General features: G+C 71.8%; 21 protein-coding genes and 1 tRNA gene. 9 read left to right on the forward strand and 13 right to left on the reverse strand.

The window, feature by feature from the left end:
* Positions 1–12: 12 nt before the first annotated feature.
* Both VSR01_RS14455 and VSR01_RS14460 read right to left on the reverse strand, forming a co-directional pair.
* Entirely contained in the window at positions 13–735 is a 723-nt protein-coding gene (locus VSR01_RS14455; protein WP_326449614.1) for a VIT1/CCC1 transporter family protein, read from the reverse strand.
* Between the two features lie 117 nt (positions 736–852).
* Positions 853–1,848: a sigma-70 family RNA polymerase sigma factor gene (locus VSR01_RS14460; protein WP_326449615.1), complete on the reverse strand. Its 996-nt coding sequence runs from the start codon at positions 1,846–1,848 to the stop codon at positions 853–855.
* 216 nt (positions 1,849–2,064) lie between these two features.
* Between VSR01_RS14460 and VSR01_RS14465 the strand changes: the two genes are divergently transcribed.
* From VSR01_RS14465 to VSR01_RS14475, 3 genes are all read left to right on the forward strand, one after another.
* Positions 2,065–2,574: a GNAT family N-acetyltransferase gene (locus VSR01_RS14465; protein ID WP_326449616.1), complete on the forward strand. Its 510-nt coding sequence runs from the start codon at positions 2,065–2,067 to the stop codon at positions 2,572–2,574.
* Positions 2,575–2,691: 117 nt separating this feature from the next.
* Positions 2,692–3,477, forward strand: a complete 786-nt coding sequence (locus VSR01_RS14470) for a dioxygenase family protein (protein WP_326449617.1) — start codon at positions 2,692–2,694, stop codon at positions 3,475–3,477.
* 19 nt (positions 3,478–3,496) lie between these two features.
* Positions 3,497–4,174, forward strand: coding sequence for a hypothetical protein (locus VSR01_RS14475; protein ID WP_326449618.1), 678 nt, complete (start codon positions 3,497–3,499; stop codon positions 4,172–4,174).
* Positions 4,175–4,304: 130 nt separating this feature from the next.
* On the opposite strand, the gene VSR01_RS14480 is transcribed toward VSR01_RS14475, so the two are convergent.
* Both VSR01_RS14480 and VSR01_RS14485 read right to left on the reverse strand, forming a co-directional pair.
* Positions 4,305–5,810: an MFS transporter gene (locus tag VSR01_RS14480; RefSeq protein ID WP_326449619.1), complete on the reverse strand. Its 1,506-nt coding sequence runs from the start codon at positions 5,808–5,810 to the stop codon at positions 4,305–4,307.
* Positions 5,811–6,216: 406 nt separating this feature from the next.
* Positions 6,217–6,864, reverse strand: a complete 648-nt coding sequence (locus tag VSR01_RS14485) for a TetR/AcrR family transcriptional regulator (protein WP_326449620.1) — start codon at positions 6,862–6,864, stop codon at positions 6,217–6,219.
* A gap of 174 nt (positions 6,865–7,038) precedes the next feature.
* Here VSR01_RS14485 and VSR01_RS14490 point away from each other — a divergent pair, with 174 nt between their 5' ends.
* Positions 7,039–7,515, forward strand: a complete 477-nt coding sequence (locus VSR01_RS14490) for a MarR family winged helix-turn-helix transcriptional regulator (protein ID WP_326449621.1) — start codon at positions 7,039–7,041, stop codon at positions 7,513–7,515.
* 21 nt (positions 7,516–7,536) lie between these two features.
* Here the strand turns inward: VSR01_RS14490 and VSR01_RS14495 are convergent, their stop codons facing one another.
* Positions 7,537–8,394 (reverse strand): ABC transporter ATP-binding protein, encoded by an 858-nt coding sequence (locus VSR01_RS14495; protein WP_326449622.1) that lies wholly within the window; start codon positions 8,392–8,394, stop codon positions 7,537–7,539.
* Positions 8,395–8,560: 166 nt separating this feature from the next.
* A complete protein-coding gene (locus VSR01_RS14500; RefSeq protein ID WP_326449623.1) occupies positions 8,561–10,093 on the reverse strand; it encodes an MFS transporter in 1,533 nt (510 codons plus the stop codon).
* A gap of 620 nt (positions 10,094–10,713) precedes the next feature.
* Here VSR01_RS14500 and VSR01_RS14505 point away from each other — a divergent pair.
* A complete protein-coding gene (locus VSR01_RS14505) occupies positions 10,714–12,015 on the forward strand; it encodes a hypothetical protein (protein WP_326449624.1) in 1,302 nt (433 codons plus the stop codon).
* 245 nt (positions 12,016–12,260) lie between these two features.
* Here the strand turns inward: VSR01_RS14505 and VSR01_RS14510 are convergent, their stop codons facing one another.
* Positions 12,261–12,959 (reverse strand): CE1759 family FMN reductase, encoded by a 699-nt coding sequence (locus VSR01_RS14510; protein WP_326453664.1) that lies wholly within the window; start codon positions 12,957–12,959, stop codon positions 12,261–12,263.
* A gap of 113 nt (positions 12,960–13,072) precedes the next feature.
* Complete coding sequence (locus VSR01_RS14515) at positions 13,073–14,233, reverse strand: LLM class flavin-dependent oxidoreductase (protein ID WP_326449625.1); 1,161 nt, start codon at positions 14,231–14,233, stop codon at positions 13,073–13,075.
* A 134-nt stretch (positions 14,234–14,367) separates the two neighbouring features.
* Between VSR01_RS14515 and VSR01_RS14520 the strand changes: the two genes are divergently transcribed.
* A tRNA-Arg gene (locus VSR01_RS14520) sits at positions 14,368–14,440 on the forward strand.
* A gap of 71 nt (positions 14,441–14,511) precedes the next feature.
* On the opposite strand, the gene VSR01_RS14525 is transcribed toward VSR01_RS14520, so the two are convergent.
* The 4 genes from VSR01_RS14525 to VSR01_RS14540 all read right to left on the reverse strand — a co-directional run bounded on the left by VSR01_RS14525 (position 14,512) and on the right by VSR01_RS14540 (position 17,597).
* Entirely contained in the window at positions 14,512–15,654 is a 1,143-nt protein-coding gene (locus VSR01_RS14525; protein ID WP_326449626.1) for a tyrosine-type recombinase/integrase, read from the reverse strand.
* Positions 15,654–15,857, reverse strand: a complete 204-nt coding sequence (locus tag VSR01_RS14530) for a helix-turn-helix domain-containing protein (RefSeq protein ID WP_326449627.1) — start codon at positions 15,855–15,857, stop codon at positions 15,654–15,656. The genes VSR01_RS14525 and VSR01_RS14530 overlap by 1 nt, the downstream gene beginning before the upstream one ends.
* Positions 15,858–15,859: 2 nt before the next feature.
* Positions 15,860–17,260 (reverse strand): replication initiator protein RepSA, encoded by a 1,401-nt coding sequence (repSA, locus tag VSR01_RS14535; RefSeq protein ID WP_326449628.1) that lies wholly within the window; start codon positions 17,258–17,260, stop codon positions 15,860–15,862.
* Positions 17,261–17,396: 136 nt separating this feature from the next.
* Positions 17,397–17,597 (reverse strand): hypothetical protein, encoded by a 201-nt coding sequence (locus VSR01_RS14540; RefSeq protein WP_326449629.1) that lies wholly within the window; start codon positions 17,595–17,597, stop codon positions 17,397–17,399.
* 595 nt (positions 17,598–18,192) lie between these two features.
* Between VSR01_RS14540 and VSR01_RS14545 the strand changes: the two genes are divergently transcribed.
* From VSR01_RS14545 to VSR01_RS14555, 3 genes are all read left to right on the forward strand, one after another.
* The gene (locus VSR01_RS14545) at positions 18,193–18,852 is read left to right on the forward strand and encodes a GntR family transcriptional regulator (RefSeq protein WP_326449630.1); all 660 of its coding nucleotides are present in this window, start codon (positions 18,193–18,195) and stop codon (positions 18,850–18,852) included.
* 14 nt (positions 18,853–18,866) lie between these two features.
* Positions 18,867–19,379, forward strand: a complete 513-nt coding sequence (locus tag VSR01_RS14550) for a GNAT family N-acetyltransferase (protein WP_326449631.1) — start codon at positions 18,867–18,869, stop codon at positions 19,377–19,379.
* A 772-nt stretch (positions 19,380–20,151) separates the two neighbouring features.
* A complete protein-coding gene (locus VSR01_RS14555; RefSeq protein ID WP_326449632.1) occupies positions 20,152–21,111 on the forward strand; it encodes a pseudouridine synthase in 960 nt (319 codons plus the stop codon).
* A gap of 122 nt (positions 21,112–21,233) precedes the next feature.
* On the opposite strand, the gene VSR01_RS14560 is transcribed toward VSR01_RS14555, so the two are convergent.
* Positions 21,234–22,022 (reverse strand): VOC family protein, encoded by a 789-nt coding sequence (locus tag VSR01_RS14560; RefSeq protein WP_326449633.1) that lies wholly within the window; start codon positions 22,020–22,022, stop codon positions 21,234–21,236.
* Positions 22,023–22,121 lie beyond the last annotated feature (99 nt).

A 22,121-nucleotide genomic window follows, 5' to 3' on the forward strand; every position in this document is an offset into this window, starting at 1 on the left:
CACCTGTCGGGCTCAGACGCCGCTGGCGCCGAGGAGCGTGCCGACCGCGTAGGTGATGGCCATGGCGAGGGCTCCGCCGGCGGCGTTGCGGATGACTGCCGGGCGGACGGGGGCGCCGCCGAGGCGGGCGCTCACCCAACCGCAGGCGACCAGTGCGATGAGGACCGACACCACGGTGACGGCCAGCCGCCAGTGGGCCGACGGCAGCACGATGGCCAGCAGCGGGAGGAGCGCTCCGACGGTGAAGGCCACGAAGCTGGCCCAGGCCGCGTGCCAGGGGTTGGCGAGTTCCTCGGGGTCGATGCCGAGTTCGACGCGGGCATGGGCGCCCAGGGCGTCGCGGGCGGTGAGTTGTTCGGCGACCTCGCGGGCGAGGTCGTGGCTGATGCCGCGGTCCTGGAGCAGGCCGGTGAGTTCGTCGAGTTCGGCTTGGGGGGTGGTGGCCAGTTCTTCGCGTTCCAGGGCGAGGGCTGCCTGTTCGGAGTCGCGCTGGGTGCTCACCGAGACGTATTCGCCGGCCGCCATGGACAGGGAGCCGGCCAGCAGTCCCGCCAGGCCCGCGGTGAGGAGGGCAGAGCGGGAGTCGGTCGCTCCGGCGACGCCGACGACGAGGCCGGCGGTGGACACCACGCCGTCGTTGGCGCCGAGGACGGCGGCGCGCAGCCAGTTGAGGCGGGTGCCCAGGCCGTCGTGGTGCGGCTCCTGTGGGTGGGGGCCGGCCGTGTCGTCGCTCATGGATGCAGGTTCTCACCCCGCGCCGGGTTCGGGTGTCCGGACACAGGCCGGACCCCGGCGCGGGGGGGGATGCACCGGGGTCCGGGTCTGCGGGGCCCCACGCGGGGGCCCGTCGGGTCAGGCGGCTTCGTAGTCGAGGCCGGTGGCGCGGGCCATGCGCTTGAGGTCGGCCAGCGCGTGCTTCTCGATCTGGCGGATGCGCTCGCGGGTGAGGCCGTGTTCCTTGCCGACCTCGGTGAGGGTGCGCTCGCGGCCGTCGACGATGCCGTAGCGGGCGCGGATGATGGACGCGGTGCGGTCGTCGAGCCGGTCGATGAGGCTGTCGAGCTCCTCGCGGCGGAGCATGACGAGCACGGAGTCCTCCGGCGAGGGCGCCGCTCCGTCCTCCACCAGGTCCCCGAACTCGGTCTCGCCCTCGGCGTCCACCGACATGTTGAGGGACACCGGGTCGCGGGCCCAGTCCAGAACGTCGGAGACGCGCTCGGGGGTGGAGCTGAGTTCCGCGGCGATCTCGGCGGGCTCGGCGTCGCGGCCGTTCTCCCGGTTGAACTCGCGCTGCACGCGGCGGATGCGGCCGAGCTCCTCCACCAGGTGCACGGGCAGCCGGATGGTGCGGGACTGGTCGGCGATCGACCGGGTGATGGCCTGGCGGATCCACCAGGTGGCGTAGGTGGAGAACTTGAAGCCCTTGGCGTAGTCGAACTTCTCCACGGCGCGGACCAGGCCGGCGTTGCCTTCCTGGATCAGGTCCAGGAGCGGCAGGCCGCTGCGCGGGTAGCGGCGGGCGACGGCGACCACCAGGCGCAGGTTGGAGCGGATGAAGACGTCCTTGGCGCGCTCGCCCGCGGCGACGAGCGCCTCCAGCTCCTCGCGCTCGGCCCCGCCGCCGGCGTTCGCGGGCAGGTCGACGTCGCCGGCGAGGATGCGCTCGGCGTAGACGCCGGCCTCGATGACGCGCGACAGCTCGACTTCGCGGGCGGCGTCGAGCAGCGGGGTTCGCGCGATCTCGTCCAGGTACATGCCGACGAGGTCGCGGTCGGCGACTTCCCCGCCAGCGGCGCGAACACTGCTGGTCCCGCCTGCTTGTCGACGGGCGACGGCACGGGTTGCCATGCGAGCTCCCTTACGTACGAAAGGTGCGGTCGGTATCGGTCGGACGCGGGCCACGCCATCGGCTGCTTCCGGTTCGCGGCTCTCGCTTCTGCGGTTGCCCCGTCCGATGGGGATAACGACTGGAATCCGGACACAATTCCCATGTCGTCACCTGTTTTTTATGATCATGCAGTACCCTGTCCCGCCACCCTGAGAGGTCGAACGGTGCCCGCTCGTATGGAAGTGCAGGTCAGCCCTGGTGAAGAGAGGGATCTGGCCGCGCTCACGGAGATCTACAACCACTACATCCGCGAGACCGCCATCACGTTCGACATCACTCCCGTCACCCCCGGTGAGCGCCGGCCGTGGCTGCTCTCCCACCCTGAAGACGGCCCGCACCGCCTGCTGGTTGCTCGACGGCCGGGACCGGGAGGCCAGGTGCTCGGTTACGCGACCAGCAGCGCGTTCCGACCGAAGGCCGCCTATGCGACATCGGTGGAGACGAGCATCTATCTGGCGCCGGGCGCGGGCGGCGGCGGCATCGGCACTCTCTTGTACGAGCGGCTGTTCGCGGCACTGGAGGACGAGGACGTCCACCGCGCGTACGCGGGCGTCACCTTGCCGAACGAGGCGTCGATACGCCTCCATCGCCGGTTCGGATTCGAGCAGGTCGGCGTGTACCGGGAGGTGGGCCGCAAGTTCGGCGTCTACCACGACGTCGCGTGGTTCGAGAAGCGGCTGGACTGAACGCAGCCGGCGCCCCGCGGGCACCTTCCGGCACCCCTGATCCACTGTTTGAAGTTTCAATCACTCAGGACTAGGGTCGTGACTGTCGATACGCTTGAAACTTCAAGGAGGCCCGCCATGGTCGCAGCGGTCGAGGGGCGGATGCCCGCCCTGTATCTCTCGCACGGCGCGCCGCCGCTCGCCGACGATCCGGTGTGGCCGGGCGAACTGGCCGCCTGGGCGTCCGCGCTGCCGCGCCCGAAGGCGATCCTGGTCGTCTCCGCCCACTGGGAGGAGGCGCCGCTGGCGATCGGCGCGACCACCACACTGCCGCTGGTCTACGACTTCTGGGGCTTCCCCGAGCACTACTACCGGGTCGCCTACGAGGCGCCGGGCGCCCCGGCGCTCGCCGAGGACGTGCGCAAGCTGCTGCGCGGCGCCGGACGCCCGGTGCAGGACGTGCCGGACCGCGGCCTGGACCACGGCGCGTACGTGCCGCTGGTCGAGATGTACCCGGACGCCGACGTACCGGTGCTCCAGGTGTCTCTGCCGACACTGGACCCGGCCGGGCTCTTCGACATCGGGCGGCGACTCGCGCCGCTGCGCGACGAGGGCGTGCTGATCATGGGCAGCGGCTTCTTCACCCACAACCTGGCGGCGCTGCGGCACGCCGGGGACGGGCCGCCGAGCTGGTCGGCGGAGTTCGACGACTGGGGGCGCCGCGCGCTGGCGGCGCAGGACGTCGACGCCCTGCTGGACTTCGCGCACACCGCGCCCGCCGGGCGGCTGGCGCACCCGCGGACCGAGCACTTCGCCCCGCTGTTCGTTACGCTCGGCGCGGCCGAGTCCGAACTCGGCAGTCAGCGCAGCGTCATCGACGGTTTCTGGATGGGGCTGGCCAAACGTTCCGTCCAGCTCGGCTGAAGAGGAAGACACCCACTCCATGCAGAAACGACGCATCGCGATCGGTGCGGCCGTGCTGGCCGCCGCCGTGAGCCTGGCCGCGTGCGGTTCGGACGGCTCGTCGCACTCCCAGGGCGGTTCCACGGACGCCAAGGGCGGCGGCTCGGCCTCGGCCCCCGCCTCCTCGTCCCCGTCAGGGTCCTCGGCGCCCTCGGGGTCCTCCGACGGCAAGCCCGCCGCGCCCGCCGTGTCCTGGCCCGCGCCCGCCGACGCCTCCGCACAGGTCAAGGCCGCGGGGCTGCCGATGCTCGGCCAGGAGGGCCAGGTGCTGCACATCCACACCCACCTGGACGTGTTCGTGGACGGCAAAGCCGTCACCGTCCCCGCCGAGATCGGCATCGACGAGCTGAGGCAGCAGATCAGCCCGCTGCACACGCACGACACCTCGGGCGTGGTGCACATCGAGTCCCCGGTGAAGAAGGACTTCACCCTCGGGGAGTTCATGACCGAGTGGAACGTGCCCATCTCCGCGCACTCCCTGGGCACGCTGAAGACCGGCGGCGGCAAGACGCTGCGCGTCTATGTCGACGGCAAGGAGTACGGCGGCGACCCCGCGGCGCTCAAGCTGGTCGCCCACGACGAGATCGCCATCGTGTACGGCTCGCCCGCGAACAAGGTACGCGTCCCCGCCTCGTACAACTGGCCCGAGGGCCTTTAGCCGCCGGCTCGCCCTTAAACGGCGACGCCCCGCCTCCTTCGGGTGACCGAAGGAGACGGGACATCGCCGTGGGTGCGGGCGCCGGGCCGGCTTCAGCGGAAGCGGGCCCGGCGGCGCGGGCGGCGCAGTCTCAGTGGGCGACGACCGGGATCGCGAAGTCCTCGGCGTTCTCGCCGTCCACGTGCTCGCCGGTGTTCTGGACCTCGGCGTCCACGAGGACGAAGGCCAGGACCGACGCGAGCAGCAGGATGCCGAACGCCCAGTAGATCGCCACGGAGTAGCCGTGCACGGCGCTCTGGTTGATGAAGAGCTGGTTCTTCACGTCCGACGGGCTCTTGACGTGCGACTTGATCCACGAGGTGGTGGCGCTGGCCGCCAGGGTGTTCAGCAGCGCGGTGCCGATCGAGCCGCCGACCTGCTGCGAGGTGTTCACCATGGCGGAGGCGACACCGGCGTCCTCCGGCCGCACGCCGTGCGTGGCCATGCTCATGGCCGGCATGAACGCGGTGCCCATGCCGAGGCCCATCAGGATCAGGCCGGGCAGCAGGACCGCCGCGTAGCTGGAGTCCACCTTGATCTGGGCGAGGATCACCATGCCGATGGAGGCGACCAGGAAGCCCGGCGCCATCAGCAGCCGCGGGCGGACCCGCAGCATCAACCGGGCGCCGATCTGGGTGGAGCCCACGATCATGCCGCCGACCATCGGCAGGAAGGCGAACCCGGACTTCAGCGCCGAGTAGCCCATGACCTGCTGCAGGTAGTAGGTCAGGAACAGGAAGAGGCCGAACATGCCGATGATGGCCAGGCCCAGCGAGAGGTAGACACCGCCGCGGTTGCGCTCGGTGACCACGCGCAGCGGCAGCAGCGGCGCCTTGACGCGTCCCTCGACCACCGCGAACGCCACCAGGAGGACCGCGGACGCCACGAACAGGCCGATGGTGATGCCGGCGCCCCAGCCGTCGCTCTCGGCGCGGCTGAAGCCGTAGACCAGGGCGACCAGGCCCGCGCTGGCAAGGATGACACCGGGGATGTCGAGCCTGTTGCGGTTGCGTCCGTACTCCGGCTCGCGGATGACGGTCGCGGCGCCGATGACGGCGGTGACGGCGAAGGCGATGTTGACGAACAGGGCCCAGCGCCAGTTCAGGTACTCGGTGAGGACGCCGCCCAGGATCAGGCCGACGGCCGCGCCGGCGCCGGCGATGGCGCCGTAGATACCGAACGCCTTCGCGCGCTCCTTGGCGTCGGTGAACATCACCGCGAGCAGCGACAGCGCGGCGGGCGCCAGCAGTGCGCCGAAGACGCCCTGGAGGGCGCGGGCGCCGAGCAGCATCGCGGTGTTGACCGCGGCGCCGCCGACTGCGGACGCGGCGGCGAAGCCGAGCAGGCCCACCACGAAGGTGTTCTTGCGTCCCCACAGGTCGGCCACGCGGCCGCCGAAGAGCAGGAGACCGCCGAACGCCAGGGTGTAGGCGGTGACGACCCACTGGCGGTTGCCGTCGGAGATGCCGAGGTCGGCCTGGGCGGACGGCAGGGCGATGTTCACGACGGTGGCGTCGAGAACCACCATCAGCTGGGCGATGGCGATGAATATGAGCGCTGTCCAGCGCTTCGGATCGGCTTGAGGTGTTTCTGGCATAACGGGTCTCACTAAGGATGCGGAGTGACAGGACGTGGGGACGTTTGTCAGCAAGGGTGGTGCTGGTGGTGCCGGTGAAGGCGTCCGGGCCGTGTGGCTGCTGCCCGGCGACGGCTCCGGCGCCGACGTGATGAGCGGACTTCTCTCACGTTGCCGATTGTCGGGTACGGCACTGACAATCGGGCTCCCCGGCCCCCCGGCCGGTGGTCGGTGTACGGCGATGATCTGCGATGGACGGCGTCACGGTGTCGACGGCGTCAACGGCGTCGACTGCGGTCTGCCACCACGGGCGGCGGCGCCGGCGTGCGCTCCCGCAGGACTGTGCGGCGCGCCGTGCCCGCGCGGTGTGCCGCGACGAACCCGCCAACGCTATAGCCGGACAGTCGGCGTGTGCGACTGGTTATTTTCAGGCCTTCAGGTCCTCCAAGGTCGCGGCGGAGCCCTCGAGCACCGACTGCGCCGGGGCGCGCAGCCCGTCGAGGAAGATCTGCAGGTGCCGGTGGACGAAGCGGTCCAGGCCGGCGCAGCGGGTGCCCGGCAGCGGCCGGGTGAGCTGCGTCAGCGCGATCATCAGGTCGCCGACGGCTATGTCGGCGCGCAGCCGTCCCGTGCACTGGGCGCGGTCGACGATGGCGGCGACGGAGGCCTCCATCCGCCGCGTTCCCGCGGCGATCTCGCTGTCGCGCCGGTCGAACGCTTCGGAGAGCATCGGGCACAGCGCGCCCACGCGTTCCTCCGCCGCCTCGAAGACGAAGCGGTGGAGGGCGTCGAAGGCGTCCGGCTCCTCTGCGAGGGCGGCCTCGGCCCGCTGGGCGGTGCGCGTCATCACCGACAGGGCGACCTGACGGACCAGGTCGGCGCGGTCGGTGAAGTGGCGGTAGAGGGTGGCGTTGCCGACGCCGGCCCTGCGGGCCACCTCGTCCAGCGCCACGTCGGGCCCGTGCTCGACGATCGCCTCGCGCGCCGCTGCGATGATGCGCTCGCGGTTGCGGGTGGCGTCCGCGCGCAGCCGTACTGTGCGCGGTTTGACGCTGGCGACGGCATCCGTGGTCACAGCTGGCTCCTTTCGCGGTCGCTCCCGGTGAAGCGGAGACTCAGTCCCCGTTTCCTTCCACCGTGTGCAAACGGGGAGCCCCTCCCCGGATATTTCATCGCGGTGATGTGACCTGCATCACACTCGCATGCGACATTTTATTGAACTTTCAAAGAGTGTCGGTATCATGGGCGCATGGAATGGCTGACGGCGGAGGAGCAGGCGGCGTGGCGGGCCTTCCTGCAGGCCACCTATCTGCTGGAGGACCACCTCGACCGCCAGCTGCAACGCGACGCGGGTATGCCGCATGTGTACTACGCGCTGCTGAGCACATTGTCAGAGACCCCCGGGCGCAGCATGCGGATGACCGAGCTGGCCGAGCGCGTCAAGATCACCCGGTCACGGCTGTCGCATGCCGTCTCGCGGCTGGAGGGCAACGGCTGGCTGCGCCGGGAGAGCTGCCCGTCGGACCGGCGCGGGCAGATCGCCGTGCTCACGGACGCGGGCTACGACAAGGTTGTGGAGACCGCTCCCGGTCACGTCCAGGCGGTGCGCGGCGCGATCTTCGACCGGCTCAGCGCGGAGCAGACGGCGCAGCTCGGTGAGATCGCGCGGATCATCGCCGAGGGGCTGCACGGACCGGACGGCACGGACGTCCCCTGGCTGCGCTGAGGCCGCCGCGGCCTCACGGCCTCAGCCGCGGCCGGACCTGGCCAGCCAGCGCCCCTGGTGGTTGCCGACCTCGATGGGCCGGCCGAAGCACTCGGTCAGGTGAGCCGCCGTCAGCACCTCCTGCGCCCGCCCCGAGGTGAGCACCCGGCCGTCCTTGAGCAGCAGGACGTGCCCGATGGCCGGGGACAGCTCTTCGAGGTGGTGGGTGACGGTGATCGTCGCCAGGTTGGCGCGGGTGAGCGCGAGGCGGTGCATGGCGTCGATGAGGTCCTCGCGCGACGGCAGGTCGAGTGCGTTGAAGGGCTCGTCCAGCAGCAGCAGCGACGGGTCGGCCATCAGCGCGCGGGCGACCAGGATGCGGGCGCGCTGACCGCCGGAGCACACGCCGTACGGGCGCTCGGCCAGCTCCTTGATCTCCAGCTCGGCGAGCAGCGCGTGCGCGCGTTCGCGCACCTCGGCGTCGTACTTCCGCCACAGGGGCTGCACGGTGCCGGTGTGGCCGGTCAGGACGACGGTGTGGGCGGTGGCGTCCTGGGGCACCTTCTGGGCGGAGGACACCAGGCCGATGCGGGCGCGCAGCTCGCGCATGTCGACGCTGCCCAGGCGGTGGCCGAGGACCTCGACGGAGCCGGTGGTCGGGTGCATCAGCGCGCCGATCAGCCGCAGCGCGGTGGTCTTGCCCGCGCCGTTGGGTCCCAGCAGCGCCCAGTGCTCACCGGAGCGCACCGACCAGGTGACGTCGTCGAGGATGACCTGCCCTGTGGTGTAGCGGCGCACGCTCGCGGCGTGCAGGGCGGCGACGACAGGGGAGGCGCCGCGCGCGCCGTCGGAACCATGGGTGCTGTCGGCGCCCGGGGCGCCGGTGCCGGTGGCTGCCATGACGGCACGATAGCTGTACGCGCCATCTTCCGGCCGGGGCGTTCCGCGATGTGGTCGCCGCCCCTGGAGCGTGCGCGCCGCCGATGTCGTCCCCTGGTGCCGCCGCGGGCGCAGACGGGCGCGCCGGACACGCCGTCCCCTTAACGCCGGGTCGGCGTCGGAACGGTCACATCGGCACGGACGCGGACTCCGGGCTGGGATCGGACAGGCTCTTGGGGACGCCGCGGCGGTAGAGGACGAGGGTCACCAGGAAGCCCACCGCGAAGAACGCGGCCGACCACCAGTAGGCGACCGAGTAGCTGTGCAGCTGCGCCTGTGCGGCGACACCGGGCGACGGGCGCCTGGAGCTGGCGTAGTGGGCGGCGGCGCTGGTGGCCAGGGTGTTCAGCAGGGAGGTGCCGATGGAGCCGCCGACCTGCTGCGAGGTGTTCACCATGGCGGACGCGACGCCGGCGTCACGGGCCTCCACTCCCGCGGTCGCCAGGTTCATGCCGGTGGCGAAGATCGCGCCCAGACCGAGGCCCATGATCAGCAGCGGCGGCATGACGTGCGCGGCGTAGGTGCTGTGGCCGTCCAGGGCGGTCAGCCAGGCCATGGCGCCGGCGGCCAGCAGCATCCCGGTGGGGACGATGGGCTTGGCGCCGAAGCGCGGCACCAGGGAGTTGGTGGTGGTCACCGAGGTGATCATGATGACGGCGACCATCGGCAGGAACGCCAGTCCCGTCATCACCGGCGAGTACGACAAGGTGCGCTGCAGGTAGTACGTCAGGAACAGGAACACGCCGAACATCCCGGCGCCCGAGATGAACATCGCCAGGAACGACGCGCCGCGGTCCCGGTCGCCGACCACGCGCATCGGCAGCAGCGGGTGGCGGGCGCGGCGCTGCCAGGCCACGAAGGCGATCAGCAGCAGGCAGCCGGCCACCAGGAAGCCCCAGGTGCTGGTGGCGCCCCACTGGTGGCGTTCGGCGTTGGAGAAGCCGTAGACGATGCAGAACAGGCCGCCGGAGACCAGGACCGCGCCGGGCAGGTCCAGGTCGGGGCGGTCGGCGGGGGCGCCGGACTGCAGCAGCCGCAGGCCGCCGAGGAACGCGATCAGGGCGAAGAACAGGTTGACGTACAGGCACCAGCGCCAGTCCAGGTACTCGGTGAGCAGTCCGCCGAGCAGCAGCCCGACCGCGCCGCCGGCGCCCGCGACGGCGCCGTAGATGCCGAACGCCTTCGCGCGCTCCTTGGGGTCGGTGAACGTCGTGGTCAGCAGCGACAGCGCGGCGGGCGCCAGCAGCGCGCCGAACAGGCCCTGCAGGGCGCGGGCGAGGACCAGCACCTCGAAGCTGGGCGCCGCGCCGCCGACGGCGGAGGCGACCGCGAAGCCGATCAGTCCCACCAGGAAGGTCGTCTTGCGCCCTATGAGGTCCGCGAGGCGACCGCCGAGCAGCAGCAGGGAGCCGAACGCCAGGGCGTAGGCGGTGACGATCCACTGCCGGTTGCCGTCGCTGAACCCGAGATCCTGCTGGGCGGAGGGCAACGCGATGTTCACGATGGTCGCGTCGAGGACCACCATCAACTGCGCGAGGGCGATGACGACGAGCACCCACCAGCGGTGGGACGGCGAGCCGTGGACGCCGCGTCGGCCCGATGGCCGCGGACCGACGCCTGCGGCGGTCGGTATGGAGCTGTCCTGGGTGCTACGGGCCATGACGTGGGTCTCCTCGCGGCGACAGCGCTCCCCCGCCCCTTCCACGCTAGGTGCACCCATCCGGAGCCGCCACGCGGGCCGGGAGCCCCGCGGCGCCCGGTCCCCGTACCGGTCGCCGCGGCGGCCCCCGGGCGCCCGCCGGTCTCCGGCCCGCCGGTCCGCCCTGGGGACGGGCCGGCGCACGGGAGAAACCGACCGCGACCGTCATCGGTCGACCGTCCCTGGTGGCGATGACGGTCACGGCGTGTTCGGCCGCGGACTCGACGCGGCTCGGACATGACGATGCGTAACCGCCCCTCCGATACGGCTAACTCACGGCCACCCGTTTGGCGTGACCCGATGAGCGGATCTGCGGACCGGGGTGTACACGCGCGGGTGACGTGCGCGGCGGGCGGCTGACGCCCAGGGGTGCGCCTTGCGAGCGGCCCACGGATGCGCCTGCGGGCGGCACGTACGGGTGACCGGCGACGACCCGCGCACGCCGGCGGCGGTTCGCGCGCTCGTACACCCATGCGGGCATGCGCCCGTACGCAGTAATCGCGCGCGCGGACGAGCGCTCACCGCCGTTTTCTGATGATCACAGGATCGGCTGCGACAGGACGGCGGCGAGGGGTACGCGGATGGCGACGGTCGCGGGCGGCGCGGGGCCCGGCGGGGACGACGGCTCCGGTCCCGGTCCGCTCGCCGCCGGGGAGCGGGCAGAACTCGCCGCGCTGCGCCGTCGGTTCTCGCCGCACCACGCCTGGCGCGCGCCGCTGTCCGCGCTGCTCATCACACTGGCCGCGGTGCTGGCGCCGCTGAGCGCGGTCGCCGTGTGGGTGAGCGACGAGATGGCCGACACCCACCGCTACGTGGCGACGGTGGCACCGCTCGCGCGTCAACCCGACGTGCGGGCGGCCGTCACCGAACGGGTGACCGACGCGATCACCGCGCGGATCGACCTGGACGCGCTGCTGTCCGCCGCGGCGCCCGGGCAGCGGCCGGCGCTGAAGAAGGCGCTGGGCGCGCTCGGCGGTCCGATCACGGGCGGCGTACGGGACCTCGTACGGGACGCGGTGGCGCGGTTCGTGTCGAGCGAGCAGTTCGCGCGGCTGTGGACGCAGCTCAACCGGCACGCCCACGCGGCGTTCACCGGCGCGCTGACCGGTGAGGGCGACACGGCGGTCCGGGTGACCGGTGACGAGGTCGTGCTGGACCTGGCGCCGGTCGTGGCGCAGGTCAAACGGCAGCTGGTGGACCGAGGGCTGACCGTGGCCGCGCACATCCCCGAGACCCGCACCGACTTCACGCTGGTCCAGTCACGGGACGTGCGGCGGGTCAGGACGGGGTTCCGGGCGCTGGAGCTGGCCGGGAACTGGCTGCCGGCGATCACCGTTGTACTGGCGGGTGCGGGGGTGCTGCTGGCGGCGCGGCGGCGCAGAGCCCTGGTGACGGCGGCCCTGGCGGTGGCGGCGGGCGCGGCCGTCCTGGCGGTGGGACTGTCCGTCTTCCGGATCGTCTATCGGGACCACCTGCCGGCGCGCACCGACGAGCGGGCGGCGGGCGCCGTCTACGACCAGCTCGTGCGTTTTCTGCGGATGACCGTCCGGATGGTCGTCACCCTGGGCGTGGTCGTCGCCCTGGGAGCCTGGCTCAGCGGTCACGGCCGGCGGGCGCGGCGGGTCAGGGACGTGTGGGAGTCGTCCGTCGCCGCGGCTCGCGAGGCCGCCGGGGTGACGACGGTCGGCGCCGTCGGGCCCTGGGTGCACCGGCACCGCACGGCGCTGCGGTGGGCCGTCGTGGTGGCGGCGTGCCTCGCGGTGCTGCTGTGGTCCGACCGGACCGGTCAGGTCGTCGCATGGGTCGCGGTGGCCGTGGTGGCCGCGCTGGCGGTCGTGGAGTTCCTCGACGAGCCGGGCGCCCGCGGGCCGACGACGCGCTAGCCGCCGACCGGCGCCACTCCGCCCGTACGCACCAGGACGCACGGGGCGCGGGAGGGTGTCACGGAGTGCCACGGGGTTCACGGGGTGCACGAGTTGTGCAGGGTGCCACGGGCGTGCGGCCTCCCCCGGGTGCCTCCGTCCGCGCGCGCCGTACGCACGCACACGAGCGCGCGGGGCGGACCGTCAACCGTCCGCCCCGCAGGTCACCCTCGCGCCGCGTCAACCGCGCGCCGCGCACCTCACCCTCAACCGTCGGTGACCGCGAGCGCCGCGAGCTGTTCGGCGAACGGCACGACCTGCTCCTCGGCGGCCGGCCCCACGGGACGGGCGTCGACCAGGGCGGCGAGTTCGCGGCCCGCGCGGTCGATGCGCGCGTTCAGGGCACCGTCGCCTCCCGCGGCACCAGTCGCGGCACCAGTCGCGGCACCGGTCGCGCCGTCGCCCGTGCCGCGCGCGACGGCACCGGCGGCGCCGTCCGCGCCCCAGTCCTCCGTGGCCGCGTAGACCGCGGTGGGAACGACGACGGCGCGCAGGTACGCGAACAGCGGTCGCATCGCGTGCTCCAGGACCAGCGAGTGCCGGGCCGTGCCGCCGGTGGCGGCGATCAGCACCGGTACGCCCGCCAGCGCGTCCTTGTCCACGACGTCGAAGAACGACTTGAACAGCCCGCTGTAGGAGCCCGTGAACACCGGGGTGACGGCGATGAGCCCGTCCGCGGACGCGACCGCGTCGACGGCCTCGCGAAGGCGAGGTCCGGGGAAGCCGGTCACCATGTTCTGCGCGATCTCGGTGGCGAGTTCGCGCAGCTCGACCACCCGCACGTCGGCCGCGACCCGCCCGGCGGTCGCCGCCGCCAGGCGGTCGGCGAGCAGCCGGGTGGAGGAGGGGCGGCTGAGCCCGGCGGTGACGACCACCAGGCTCCTCGCGGTGCCCGCCGTGCCCATGGCGCCCACGGTCGTGTCGGCCGCCGTGGCCGCAGCGCCCACGGTCGTGTCGGCCGCCCCGCCCGCGGTGCCCACCGTCGCGTCGGCCGTCGTGCCCGTCGTGACGTTCCTCGTCATGCGTCCGCCTCCTGCTTCTGCCGTTCGCCCGCGTCGGCCACGGTGCCGGCTCCGGCCGCCGCCTCGGCGTCGGCCCGCGCCGCCGCGTCGCGGCGCTCGACCAGCGCCCGGTGGGTGGGGCCGTCGGGCACGTTCGCCGGGCGCCCCTTGGCGAACTCCTCACGCAGCACCGGCACCACCTGCTCGCCCAGGATGTCGAGCTGCTCCAGCACGGTCTTCAGCGGCAGGCCCGCGTGGTCCATCAGGAACAGCTGGCGCTGGTAGTCGCCGAACGACTCGCGGAAGGTCAGCGTCTTGTCGATGACCTCCTGCGGGGAGCCGACGGTCAGCGGCGTCTGCTCGGTGAACTCCTTCAGCGACGGCCCGTGCCCGTAGACCGGGGCGTTGTCGAAGTACGGGCGGAACTCGCGGACCGCGTCCTGGGAGTTCTTGCGCATGAACACCTGGCCGCCGAGCCCGACGATCGCCTGCTCGGGGGCGCCGTGGCCGTAGTGGGCGAAGCGCTCGCGGTACAGGCCGATCAGGCGTTTGAAGTGCTCCTTGGGCCAGAAGATGTTGTTGGCGAAGAAGCCGTCGCCGTAGTAGGCCGCCTGCTCGGCGATCTCCGGGCTGCGGATGGAGCCGTGCCAGACGAACGGCGGCACCCCGTCGAGCGGGCGCGGGGTGGAGGTGAAGGACTGCAGCGGCGTGCGGAAGCGGCCCGCCCAGTCGACCACGTCCTCGCGCCACAGCTTGTGCAGCAGCGCGTAGTTCTCCACCGCGAGCTCGATGCCCTGCCGGATGTCCTTGCCGAACCACGGGTAGACCGGACCGGTGTTGCCCCGTCCCATCATCAGGTCGACGCGGCCGCCCGCCAGGTGCTGGAGCATCGCGAAGTCCTCGGCGATCTTCACCGGGTCGTTCGTGGTGATCAGCGTGGTGGAGGTGGACAGGATCAGACGATCGGTGCGCGCGGCGAGGTATCCGAGCATGGTCGTGGGAGACGACGGCACGAACGGCGGGTTGTGGTGCTCACCGGTCGCGAAGACGTCCAGGCCGACCTCCTCGGCCTTCTGCGCGATGGCGACCATCGACATGATCCGCTCGTGCTCGCTCGGCGTCCGTCCCGTCGTCGGGTCCGTCGTGACGTCGCCGACCGTGAAGATTCCGAACTGCATCGCTCCCACCATCCCAATTGGTTGATCGTTCAACCACCCGAACATTCCGCCGCCCGACCCTATTCCCCGCCCCGGGAGGCCCCGAGGCGCCCCCGCCCAGCCGCTACACTGTGCCGTGGCCCGGCCAGCCCGGCGCCCCAGTAGCTCAGGGGATAGAGCACGGCTCTCCTAAAGCCGGTGTCGCAGGTTCGAATCCTGCCTGGGGCACACGACAAAGGGCCAGATCAGGGGCTTGATTCCCTGGATCTGGCCCTTGCCCATGATCACGGCCGTGCCACTCACGTACCAGAAGGCCCCGGGTCGCTCTCCTCCCGGCTCTTACGGATCATCTCGCCGAGCGCACCCGCGATGTGCTGATCACGGTCACTGGTCATGTGCTGGTAGATCAGCGCGGCCCGCGCCGTGCTGTGGCCCATGCGCGCCATCAGCTCCCTGGTACTCGCCCCGGCCGAGGACGCTAGCGTGTTGCCGGTGTGCCGCAGGTCGTGAAAGTGCACACCATCGGGGACACCCGCCTTGTCGCGCGCGGTGGTCCAGTCGTCCCGGAAGTTGCTCCGCCGCAGGAGCCCACCCTGCGGCCCCTGAAAGACGTGCCCATCCTGGCCCTTGCCGGCGAAGTGCTCCAGGTGACGCAGCACATCGGGCAGCAGTTCCGCAGGGAAGGCCACCGGGCGCACGCCGGCCGCCGACTTGGGTGCCTTGTCCTTGAGTCGGCCGCGCGCCTCTGACTGGGCGCGCAGGACGTGTACCCGGCACCGGTCGGTGTCGATGTCGCGGCGGCGCAGCGCGGCCAGCTCACCAAAGCGGAGCGTGGTGAAGGCCGCCAGCAGGATCAGCAGACGATACCGGGGCCGGACGGCGTCGGCCACGGCGTAGACCTGTTCGACGGTCAACACCGGCCGTTCCGGCACGTCGTACTGATCGGCCCTCTTGATCCGGCAGGGGTTGCGGCGGATCAGCTCATCCTCAACGGCCGTGTTCAGGATCGCGCGCAGGAGTTGGTACGCCTTGACCACGGTCGGCTCACCGAGGCCACCGGCCAGCAGCCGGGTACGCCAGGCCCGCACCTTGGACGTGGTGATGTCGGCCACCGTGCCTGCTCCGAAGGTGGGCTTGATGTGCAGCCGGATCACCGACTCGTTCCGCTCCCGGGAGCTGTCGGCCAACTTGCGGTCCCGTAGCCAGGCGTCGGCAAACTCCCCGAAGTTGACCTTGCCCGCGTCAGGATCGGCCCACTGCCCGCGCGTAAGGTCGGCCTCGATCAGAGACAGCGCCACTTCGGCGTCCGTCTTGGTCGGGTACGTGCTCTCACCCGGCCGCAGCAGACCCGTACCGGGGTCCGGGTAACGGATCTGCCACCGCCCCGAACGCAGTTGCCGCACCGAGCCGAACCGACGCCGATTGCCCTTGGAGTTCGCCATCACGCCACCGACCGCAGACGACGAGTCGCCGGCAGGACCGTGTTCGCCATCACGTAAGCGTCAAGGTCACTTTCGGGAATGCGGACGTGCCGCCCCACCTTCACAAACGTGATGCGCCGCTCTTCGATCAACCGGCGCGGGAAGCGCACGGAGGTACCGAGCCGTTCCGCAACCTGCTCGACGCTCAACAATCGATCAGCCATAGTCACCAGTCCCCCTCTTCCAGGTCGGCCAGGTCGGCGAGCGCTTCGCGGGCAGTCCGCCGGTTGTCGGTGATGTCGCGGTGGATCTGTGCGGCGAGCCAGGATTCGCCGGGGGTGTGGCCGTGTCCGGCATACGTCCAGTGCGCGAGGGTCAGTGTGGAACCCTCCGGGGCGTCGTCGGGGTCGGGCAGGCCCCGGGTCTGGCGTTCCTGACGGGCCCGGTAGTCCGCGCGTACCTGCCGCAGCGCGCCCAGCGTGGTGGAGTAGCGGCGGGACTTGGTGGAGAAGTGGCCGCGGAAGCCGAGCATGTGTGCCCAGCGGGCCAGCATCCGGTCCGGATACGCCGCGTCGAGCTGGAAGCAGGCTTCGATCAGGCGTCGGGCGTGGTCGGGCAGGCCCGGGAGCTTGTCCAGCTCCGGGAGCTCCCCGATCCTGCGGTCAACGGTGCCGGTGGTCTCGGCCGCCTTGGTGGCGTACTTGGCGACGTAGGAGGCCACGGCCTGTTCGGTCAGCTCCGTGCCGTCCGTCACCGTCGAGGTGATCGGCTGGACATCGACCTGTGGGCCCCAGTGCAGCGCCACGGCGGGGCGTTCGGCTGTGGCCGGCACCGGGACCGAGACCCGAGCGGCAGCGGCGCGGATCGCCTCATCCAGCAGGCCCGTACTCGCCCAGGAGGGCGGGGGCGTGTCGGGTCCTTCGGGGCCGTCGAGGCGGACGATGGCGTGGAAGTGGACCGCGCCGCGCTTCTGGAACTCCGCGACCTTCCCGAACGAGACCCGGCACACCTCGCCCAGGGCGGACTGCGACAGCCCCGCACGGGCCGCCAGTTCCCGGCGCAGGTAGATCGTGAAACGCCGCCACAGGTCCCCGGCGTGGTTGTTCCACAGCACCGCACCCGCATAGTCGTACCGGTCCGGGTCCAAGGCCGTACCCAGCTCCGCAGCGCCTTCCGTGTGGGCGGCCCCGCAGCGGCAGCGCCCGGAGGCGGGGCGGTTGTGGACCGGCCCGAAGCTGGGGGCCGTCAGCGTGGCGAACACCTTCGGGTGCGTACGCACCGTGCGGGGAGTGCCCTTGGCCGGGTCACCCGACAGCCCGGCGCGGATCAGGTGGAAGGTGTCCCCGGCGTACAGCCACGCGCACGACGGGCACCGCGAAGCACGCCGGTTCCCGCACGCCACCCGCAGCCGGCCGCCCGGCTCCCCGGCCGTCGAGTACGAGTACAGGACGTTGCCCGAGGCGCGGTCGCGGGTGACGGTCAGGCCGGACAGGTGGATGGGGTCCGAGCAGCCGCCGGTACGGCGTACCTGCTCCCGCCACCGCTCGAAGCCCGGGGAGTTCGCCACCCGCAGCAGATCCGCCAGGGTCACGGGGTCAACCCCGACCGAGGCAGCCACCGGGGCCACCACAGCCGGGGCAACGGGCAGTAACGCGCGATCGGGCACTATAGGGGTTCCCTTCCGGATCGTAGGTCTGGGATGGAGCGAGGCACCCGGGGCGGCGGATACTTGGCGGTAGAGGCCGCCCCGGGGGCCGGATGGATCACTTCTTGCGCTTGTTGGCCAAGAAGACGCTGCGGGGCGGGACGCTCGGACCGGGCTCGATCCCGGTGGACCAGCACGGGTCGCAGCCCGCGTCGTTCACCTCGCCGGAGCCCTCGCAGTTCTGGCACGGCGGGCAGCCGCCGTACTGCTTGACCCTGGCCTGATGCGCAATCTCCTCTTCACTGCGCCTGCGGAACATGAGTCCTCCTTGTGGACCAGTCATGACGGGAATGACGCGGAGACGGTCGCGCCGACCGGCAGGGAGCAGGTCATACCTCGACGGCACCAGAGCCGACACACACCGGGCACCAGATGTCGAAGCCGCTCGTGTCGAAGCCCGAACCGCCACAGTCGGGGCAGCTCACCCACGACCGATTGGCGAAGTCGACAGCACACGCAGCGGTATTCGCGCAGCTCCGACAGGCGCACACCGGGCACGCCCGACCACCGCGCACCAGCCGAACCAGCTTGGGGCGAGTAGCAGGTAAGGCGACCACCGGCGCGAGCACAGCAGAAGCAGGCATGATGAAAGCTCCCTCTGATGGGACCGGGGGCGGCGACTGCTTGGCGGTGGGACGCTGCCCCCAACTGGCTTGAGCCACTTACTGGCTTAAGCCAGTTGAACACGTCCGCGAACCCATGTCAAGCAACTGGCTTGAGCCACCTGTATGCTGAGGTCATGACCCCGCCCGCCCCCTCCCCCAGCAGCCGCCGAGCCGACGCATCGCCGATGAACTCCGAGCCCAGATCGAGCGGGGGAGCTGGCGGCCGGCGACAAGCTGCCCTCGGAACGCGTGCTCGCGGAGCAGCACGGGGCAGCGCGGAACACCGCGCGCGAGGCGATCCGCATCCTTGCCGAGCAGGGATTGGTGACCGCGAAGCACGGGCGGGGCGTGTTCGTCCGGGAGCCTCAGCGGCTGTTCCGGTTCGGCAGTGACCGCTACTCGATCAAGAACCGGGAGACCGGACTCACGCCGTTCCGGCTGGAGACCCAGCGCCAGGGGAAGACCGCCCGGATCGAGGTGCCGAGCATCGCGCGCGAGGTGCCGCCGGCCGATGTCGCCGAGCGCCTCAAGGTGGCCGGCGATGACGCCAGCGTGGTGCACCGCGAAAACCACTACTTCGCCGATGACGAGCCGGTGCAGATCGTCTCCACCTACCTCCGGTGGGAGGAGGCGCAGGGCACGCTTCTCATGGAGAAGAAGTCCGGCCCCAACGGGATCTACGGACGCCTCGAAGAGCTGGGCCACGTGATGACCCGAGTACGCGACGAGATCAGCGCGCGCATGCCCACACCTGACGAAGCGTCAGTTCTCGACCTTCTTCCCGGCGTCCCGGTGCTGGAAGTGCTGCACACCAGCCTTGACCAGAACGGGGAGCCCTTCGAGGTGACCCGCTACGTCCATCGCGCCGACCTAACCGGTCTCCTGTACGAACTTCCCGTCGAGCAGTGACCAGCGGAGGCTCAGTGACCAAGATCGTTGTCCGACCGATCACCGACGCGGACATCCCAGGAGCAGCCACAGCGTTGGTCGAGGTTCACGCGACGGACGGTTACCCGGTCGAAGGCGTGGAGAAGCCCGAGGCGTGGGTTCGCCCCACCGGCATCATGGGCGCATGGGTGGCGGAGAGGGAAGGGAAGATCGTCGGCCACGTAGCGGTGATGCAACCGCACGATGAGGGGGCGGTCAGCCTGTGGCGAGAGAAGAGCGGGGAGGCAGTAGAGCGGATCGGGGTTCTGGCGCGACTCTTTGTGGTCCGTGAAGCGCGCCAGTACGGCACCGGGGAACGCCTGATGCGCGCAGCCATGGGCTACGCCCAGGAGAGTTCCCTCCGACTCGTACTCGACGTGATGACCAAGGACGCCGCCGCAATCCGCCTGTACGAACGTCTCGGCTGGCAGCACATCGGCGAGGTCACGCACCACTTCGGGGCCGGGCAGCAGATCCCCGCCGTGTGCTACGTCTGGCCTGCCGACTGAGACGGTTACAGGTTTCCCTACCTCATCAAGGCACCCGGCGTCGCTGCCGCTCCGCCGGGCGCGCGTCCGGCGCTCGGCCGCGCCGTCGCTCCTGTCTCCGCCCCGCTCGGCCCGGCCGGCACCGCGCGCGCCCGCGAGGGGGGAGGCCCAGGGCATGAGCGAGAACCCGACAGCCCACAACGGGGGTCACGACATGCCTCCGGCGGGGGCGCTCCGGCTCCGAGATGGACCATCGCCGACAGCGTCTGCGCGATCGTCGTAGTGCCGGCGGGAGCTCCCATCCCATCTGCCATCGACCCGGGCAAGCCGAGCAGACGCGGCCCCTGGCGTCCAGATCGTTCGTACAGTGGCGCGCTCCATCTGGACGCCAGGAACCACGCCCGCTCCACAGGAGTGCGGGCCGACGGCAGACGGGATGGAAGCTGGGGAAGGTGGTGGTTAAGGTGGGTGACGAAGGTTTCGGAGCCGTGCCACAACCGCGCCAGGTCGGGCGGGGAGCTACGGGGAACAGCGGCGAACCACGGGGAAGTGAACCGGCCTCGACCCAGCGAGCAGAAGGGCAGGTCACGGCCCCGATCGACTACCCGCTCTCCTAAAGCCGGTGTCGCAGGTTCGAATCCTGCCTGGGGCACACAGACAGATCCGCCGGACGCCGCTCGGCGCCGCTGCCGGCGGTGCGCCGCCGGGCAGAGCCCCAAAGCAGAGGCCGGACAGAGGCCGGGAGCGCGGCGGGGCGCGGTGGCTCGGGGCTGATCGAAAGGCGGCGGACACGGTGGCGCGCAGGCCCAGGCGCAGGCCCCCTCCCGCGCCGCTGGCGCAGCGCGAGGGCGTCGATCCGGTACGGGTACGGCTTCCGGGCGACGGGCGCTGGAGCACCGTGGCGCAGTTTCTGCACGAGCGCTACGACGCGGGTGGGGGCGCGGCGCGGATCGACGCGATGCTGGCCGGCGGGCGGTTCGTCGGCGTGCGCGGGCCGGTGTCGGCCGCGACGCCGTACGAGGGCGGCGGCTGGGTGTGGTACCACCGGGACCTGGCGGCCGAGCAGCCGGTGCCGTTCCCCGTCACGATCGTGCACCGCGACGAGCGGATCGTCGTCGCCGACAAGCCGCACTTCCTGGCCACCGTCCCGCGCGGGGGCCACGTCACCGAGACCGCGCTGGCCCGGCTGCGCCGCGACCTGGGACTGCCGGAGCTGTCGGCGGCGCACCGGCTGGACCGGCTGACCGCGGGCCTCGTGCTGTTCGTGGTGCGACCGCGGGACCGCGGGGCGTACCAGACGCTGTTCCGGGACCGCAGGGTGCGCAAGGAGTACGAGGCGGTCGCAGCCTACGACCCGCGGGTGGAGCTGCCGCGCACGGTGCGCAGCCGGATCGTCAAGGAGCGCGGTGTCATCCCGGCCCGCGAGGAGGCCGGGCCGCCGAACGCCGAGAGCCGCGTCGAACTGCTGGAGCACCGCGGCGGCCTCGGACGCTACCGGCTGCTGCCCACGACCGGGCGCACTCACCAGCTGCGCGTCCACATGAACGCGCTCGGGCTGCCGCTGCTGGGCGATCCGGTCTATCCGGAGCTGCTGCCGCAGGCCGCCGCGGACGACTGGACGAGCCCGCTGCAACTGCTCGCCCGGGTGCTGGAGTTCACCGACCCGCTGACCGGGCATGCGATGCGGTGGGAGAGCGCGCGGCGGCTGGCCGCCTGGCCGGACGCGGAACACGGCGACGCGGACGGGGCGTAGGTCCGCGCCGTGGGCCCGAAGGCGGGCGCTGGACGCGGACGGGGCGGGCCCGGGCGTGGCCTCCGCCGGCGCGGACCGAGGGGGCGCGGGGGCGCGGGCCGAGGGGGTGCGATGGCGCGGGGTCAGGCCATGGACTCCTCCGGGCGCAGCAGTGCGAAGAACGCGCCCTCGGGGTCGCGGAGCAGCGCGATGCGGCCGACGCCGGCCATGTCGGTGGGCGGCATGAGGGTGCTGCCGCCGTGCGCCTGGCAGGCGGCGGCCACCGCGTCGCAGTCGGCGACGGCGAAGTATGGCTGCCAGTAGGAGGCGCCGTCCGGGAGCCGGTCGGCGGCCAGTTGCATGATGCCGCCGTGCGAGCCCTCCTGGCCGCCGCCGGCGCAGGAGACCACGGTGTACGCGCCGCCGTCGGGCAGCGGCATGTCCTCGTAGTCCCAGCCGAAGACCGTGCGGTAGAACGCCTTCGCCTGGGCGGCGTCGGTCGTGTAGAGCTCGGTCCAGCACAGGGCGCCGGGGCCGACCCGGTCCAGGCCCTTGTTGGCGCCGGGCTGCCAGACCGCGAACTCGGCGCCCGCCGGGTCCGTGAAGCCGGCCAAGCGGCCCTGGTCGAAGACGTCCATCGCCGGGAAGCGGACGCCGCCGCCGGCCTGCTCGACGGTCTCGCCGGTCGCGTCGGCGTCCGCGGTGTGGAAGTACACGGTCCAGGCCGGCCTGGCGCCGTCGTCCTGGAGCGGGCCGAGGGCGGCGACGGTCTGGCCGGCGAGCTGGAAGAGGCCGTATCCGCCGGCGTCCGGGCCCGCGGAGACCCACTCCCAGCCGAACAGCTCCTTGTAGAACGCCGCGGCGGCGGCGGTGTCCCGGCTGCCCAGGTCGATCCAGTCGGGCGCGCCGGGGACGTAGTCGGTGGTGAGCATGGTGCCGTCCTCCGTACGGGGGGGTGCGAAATGTAAGGACCGCCTGATTTATACGCTGTGTCCTCCCTCACACTCAGCATGGCAGCCGGGTCGGACAAT

Source organism: Actinacidiphila sp. DG2A-62, from assembly GCF_035825295.1.
Classification (GTDB): domain Bacteria; phylum Actinomycetota; class Actinomycetes; order Streptomycetales; family Streptomycetaceae; genus Actinacidiphila.

What these genes read in the sequence shown, in the direction of transcription:
- VSR01_RS14490 (WP_326449621.1), top strand. Translation starts at nt 7,039, where the DNA reads ATGGAATGGCTGACGGCGGAGGAGCAGGCGGCGTGGCGGGCCTTCCTG.
- VSR01_RS14470 (WP_326449617.1), top strand. Translation starts at nt 2,692, where the DNA reads ATGGTCGCAGCGGTCGAGGGGCGGATGCCCGCCCTGTATCTCTCGCAC.
- VSR01_RS14460 (WP_326449615.1), bottom strand. Translation starts at nt 1,848, where the DNA reads ATGGCAACCCGTGCCGTCGCCCGTCGACAAGCAGGCGGGACCAGCAGT.
- VSR01_RS14495 (WP_326449622.1), bottom strand. Translation starts at nt 8,394, where the DNA reads ATGGCAGCCACCGGCACCGGCGCCCCGGGCGCCGACAGCACCCATGGT.
- VSR01_RS14465 (WP_326449616.1), top strand. Translation starts at nt 2,065, where the DNA reads ATGGAAGTGCAGGTCAGCCCTGGTGAAGAGAGGGATCTGGCCGCGCTC.
- VSR01_RS14515 (WP_326449625.1), bottom strand. Translation starts at nt 14,233, where the DNA reads ATGCAGTTCGGAATCTTCACGGTCGGCGACGTCACGACGGACCCGACG.
- VSR01_RS14560 (WP_326449633.1), bottom strand. Translation starts at nt 22,022, where the DNA reads ATGCTCACCACCGACTACGTCCCCGGCGCGCCCGACTGGATCGACCTG.
- VSR01_RS14480 (WP_326449619.1), bottom strand. Translation starts at nt 5,810, where the DNA reads ATGCCAGAAACACCTCAAGCCGATCCGAAGCGCTGGACAGCGCTCATA.
- VSR01_RS14455 (WP_326449614.1), bottom strand. Translation starts at nt 735, where the DNA reads ATGAGCGACGACACGGCCGGCCCCCACCCACAGGAGCCGCACCACGAC.
- VSR01_RS14505 (WP_326449624.1), top strand. Translation starts at nt 10,714, where the DNA reads ATGGCGACGGTCGCGGGCGGCGCGGGGCCCGGCGGGGACGACGGCTCC.
- VSR01_RS14475 (WP_326449618.1), top strand. Translation starts at nt 3,497, where the DNA reads ATGCAGAAACGACGCATCGCGATCGGTGCGGCCGTGCTGGCCGCCGCC.
- VSR01_RS14510 (WP_326453664.1), bottom strand. Translation starts at nt 12,959, where the DNA reads ATGGGCACGGCGGGCACCGCGAGGAGCCTGGTGGTCGTCACCGCCGGG.
- VSR01_RS14500 (WP_326449623.1), bottom strand. Translation starts at nt 10,093, where the DNA reads ATGGCCCGTAGCACCCAGGACAGCTCCATACCGACCGCCGCAGGCGTC.
- VSR01_RS14540 (WP_326449629.1), bottom strand. Translation starts at nt 17,597, where the DNA reads ATGTTCCGCAGGCGCAGTGAAGAGGAGATTGCGCATCAGGCCAGGGTC.
- VSR01_RS14530 (WP_326449627.1), bottom strand. Translation starts at nt 15,857, where the DNA reads ATGGCTGATCGATTGTTGAGCGTCGAGCAGGTTGCGGAACGGCTCGGT.
- VSR01_RS14525 (WP_326449626.1), bottom strand. Translation starts at nt 15,654, where the DNA reads ATGGCGAACTCCAAGGGCAATCGGCGTCGGTTCGGCTCGGTGCGGCAA.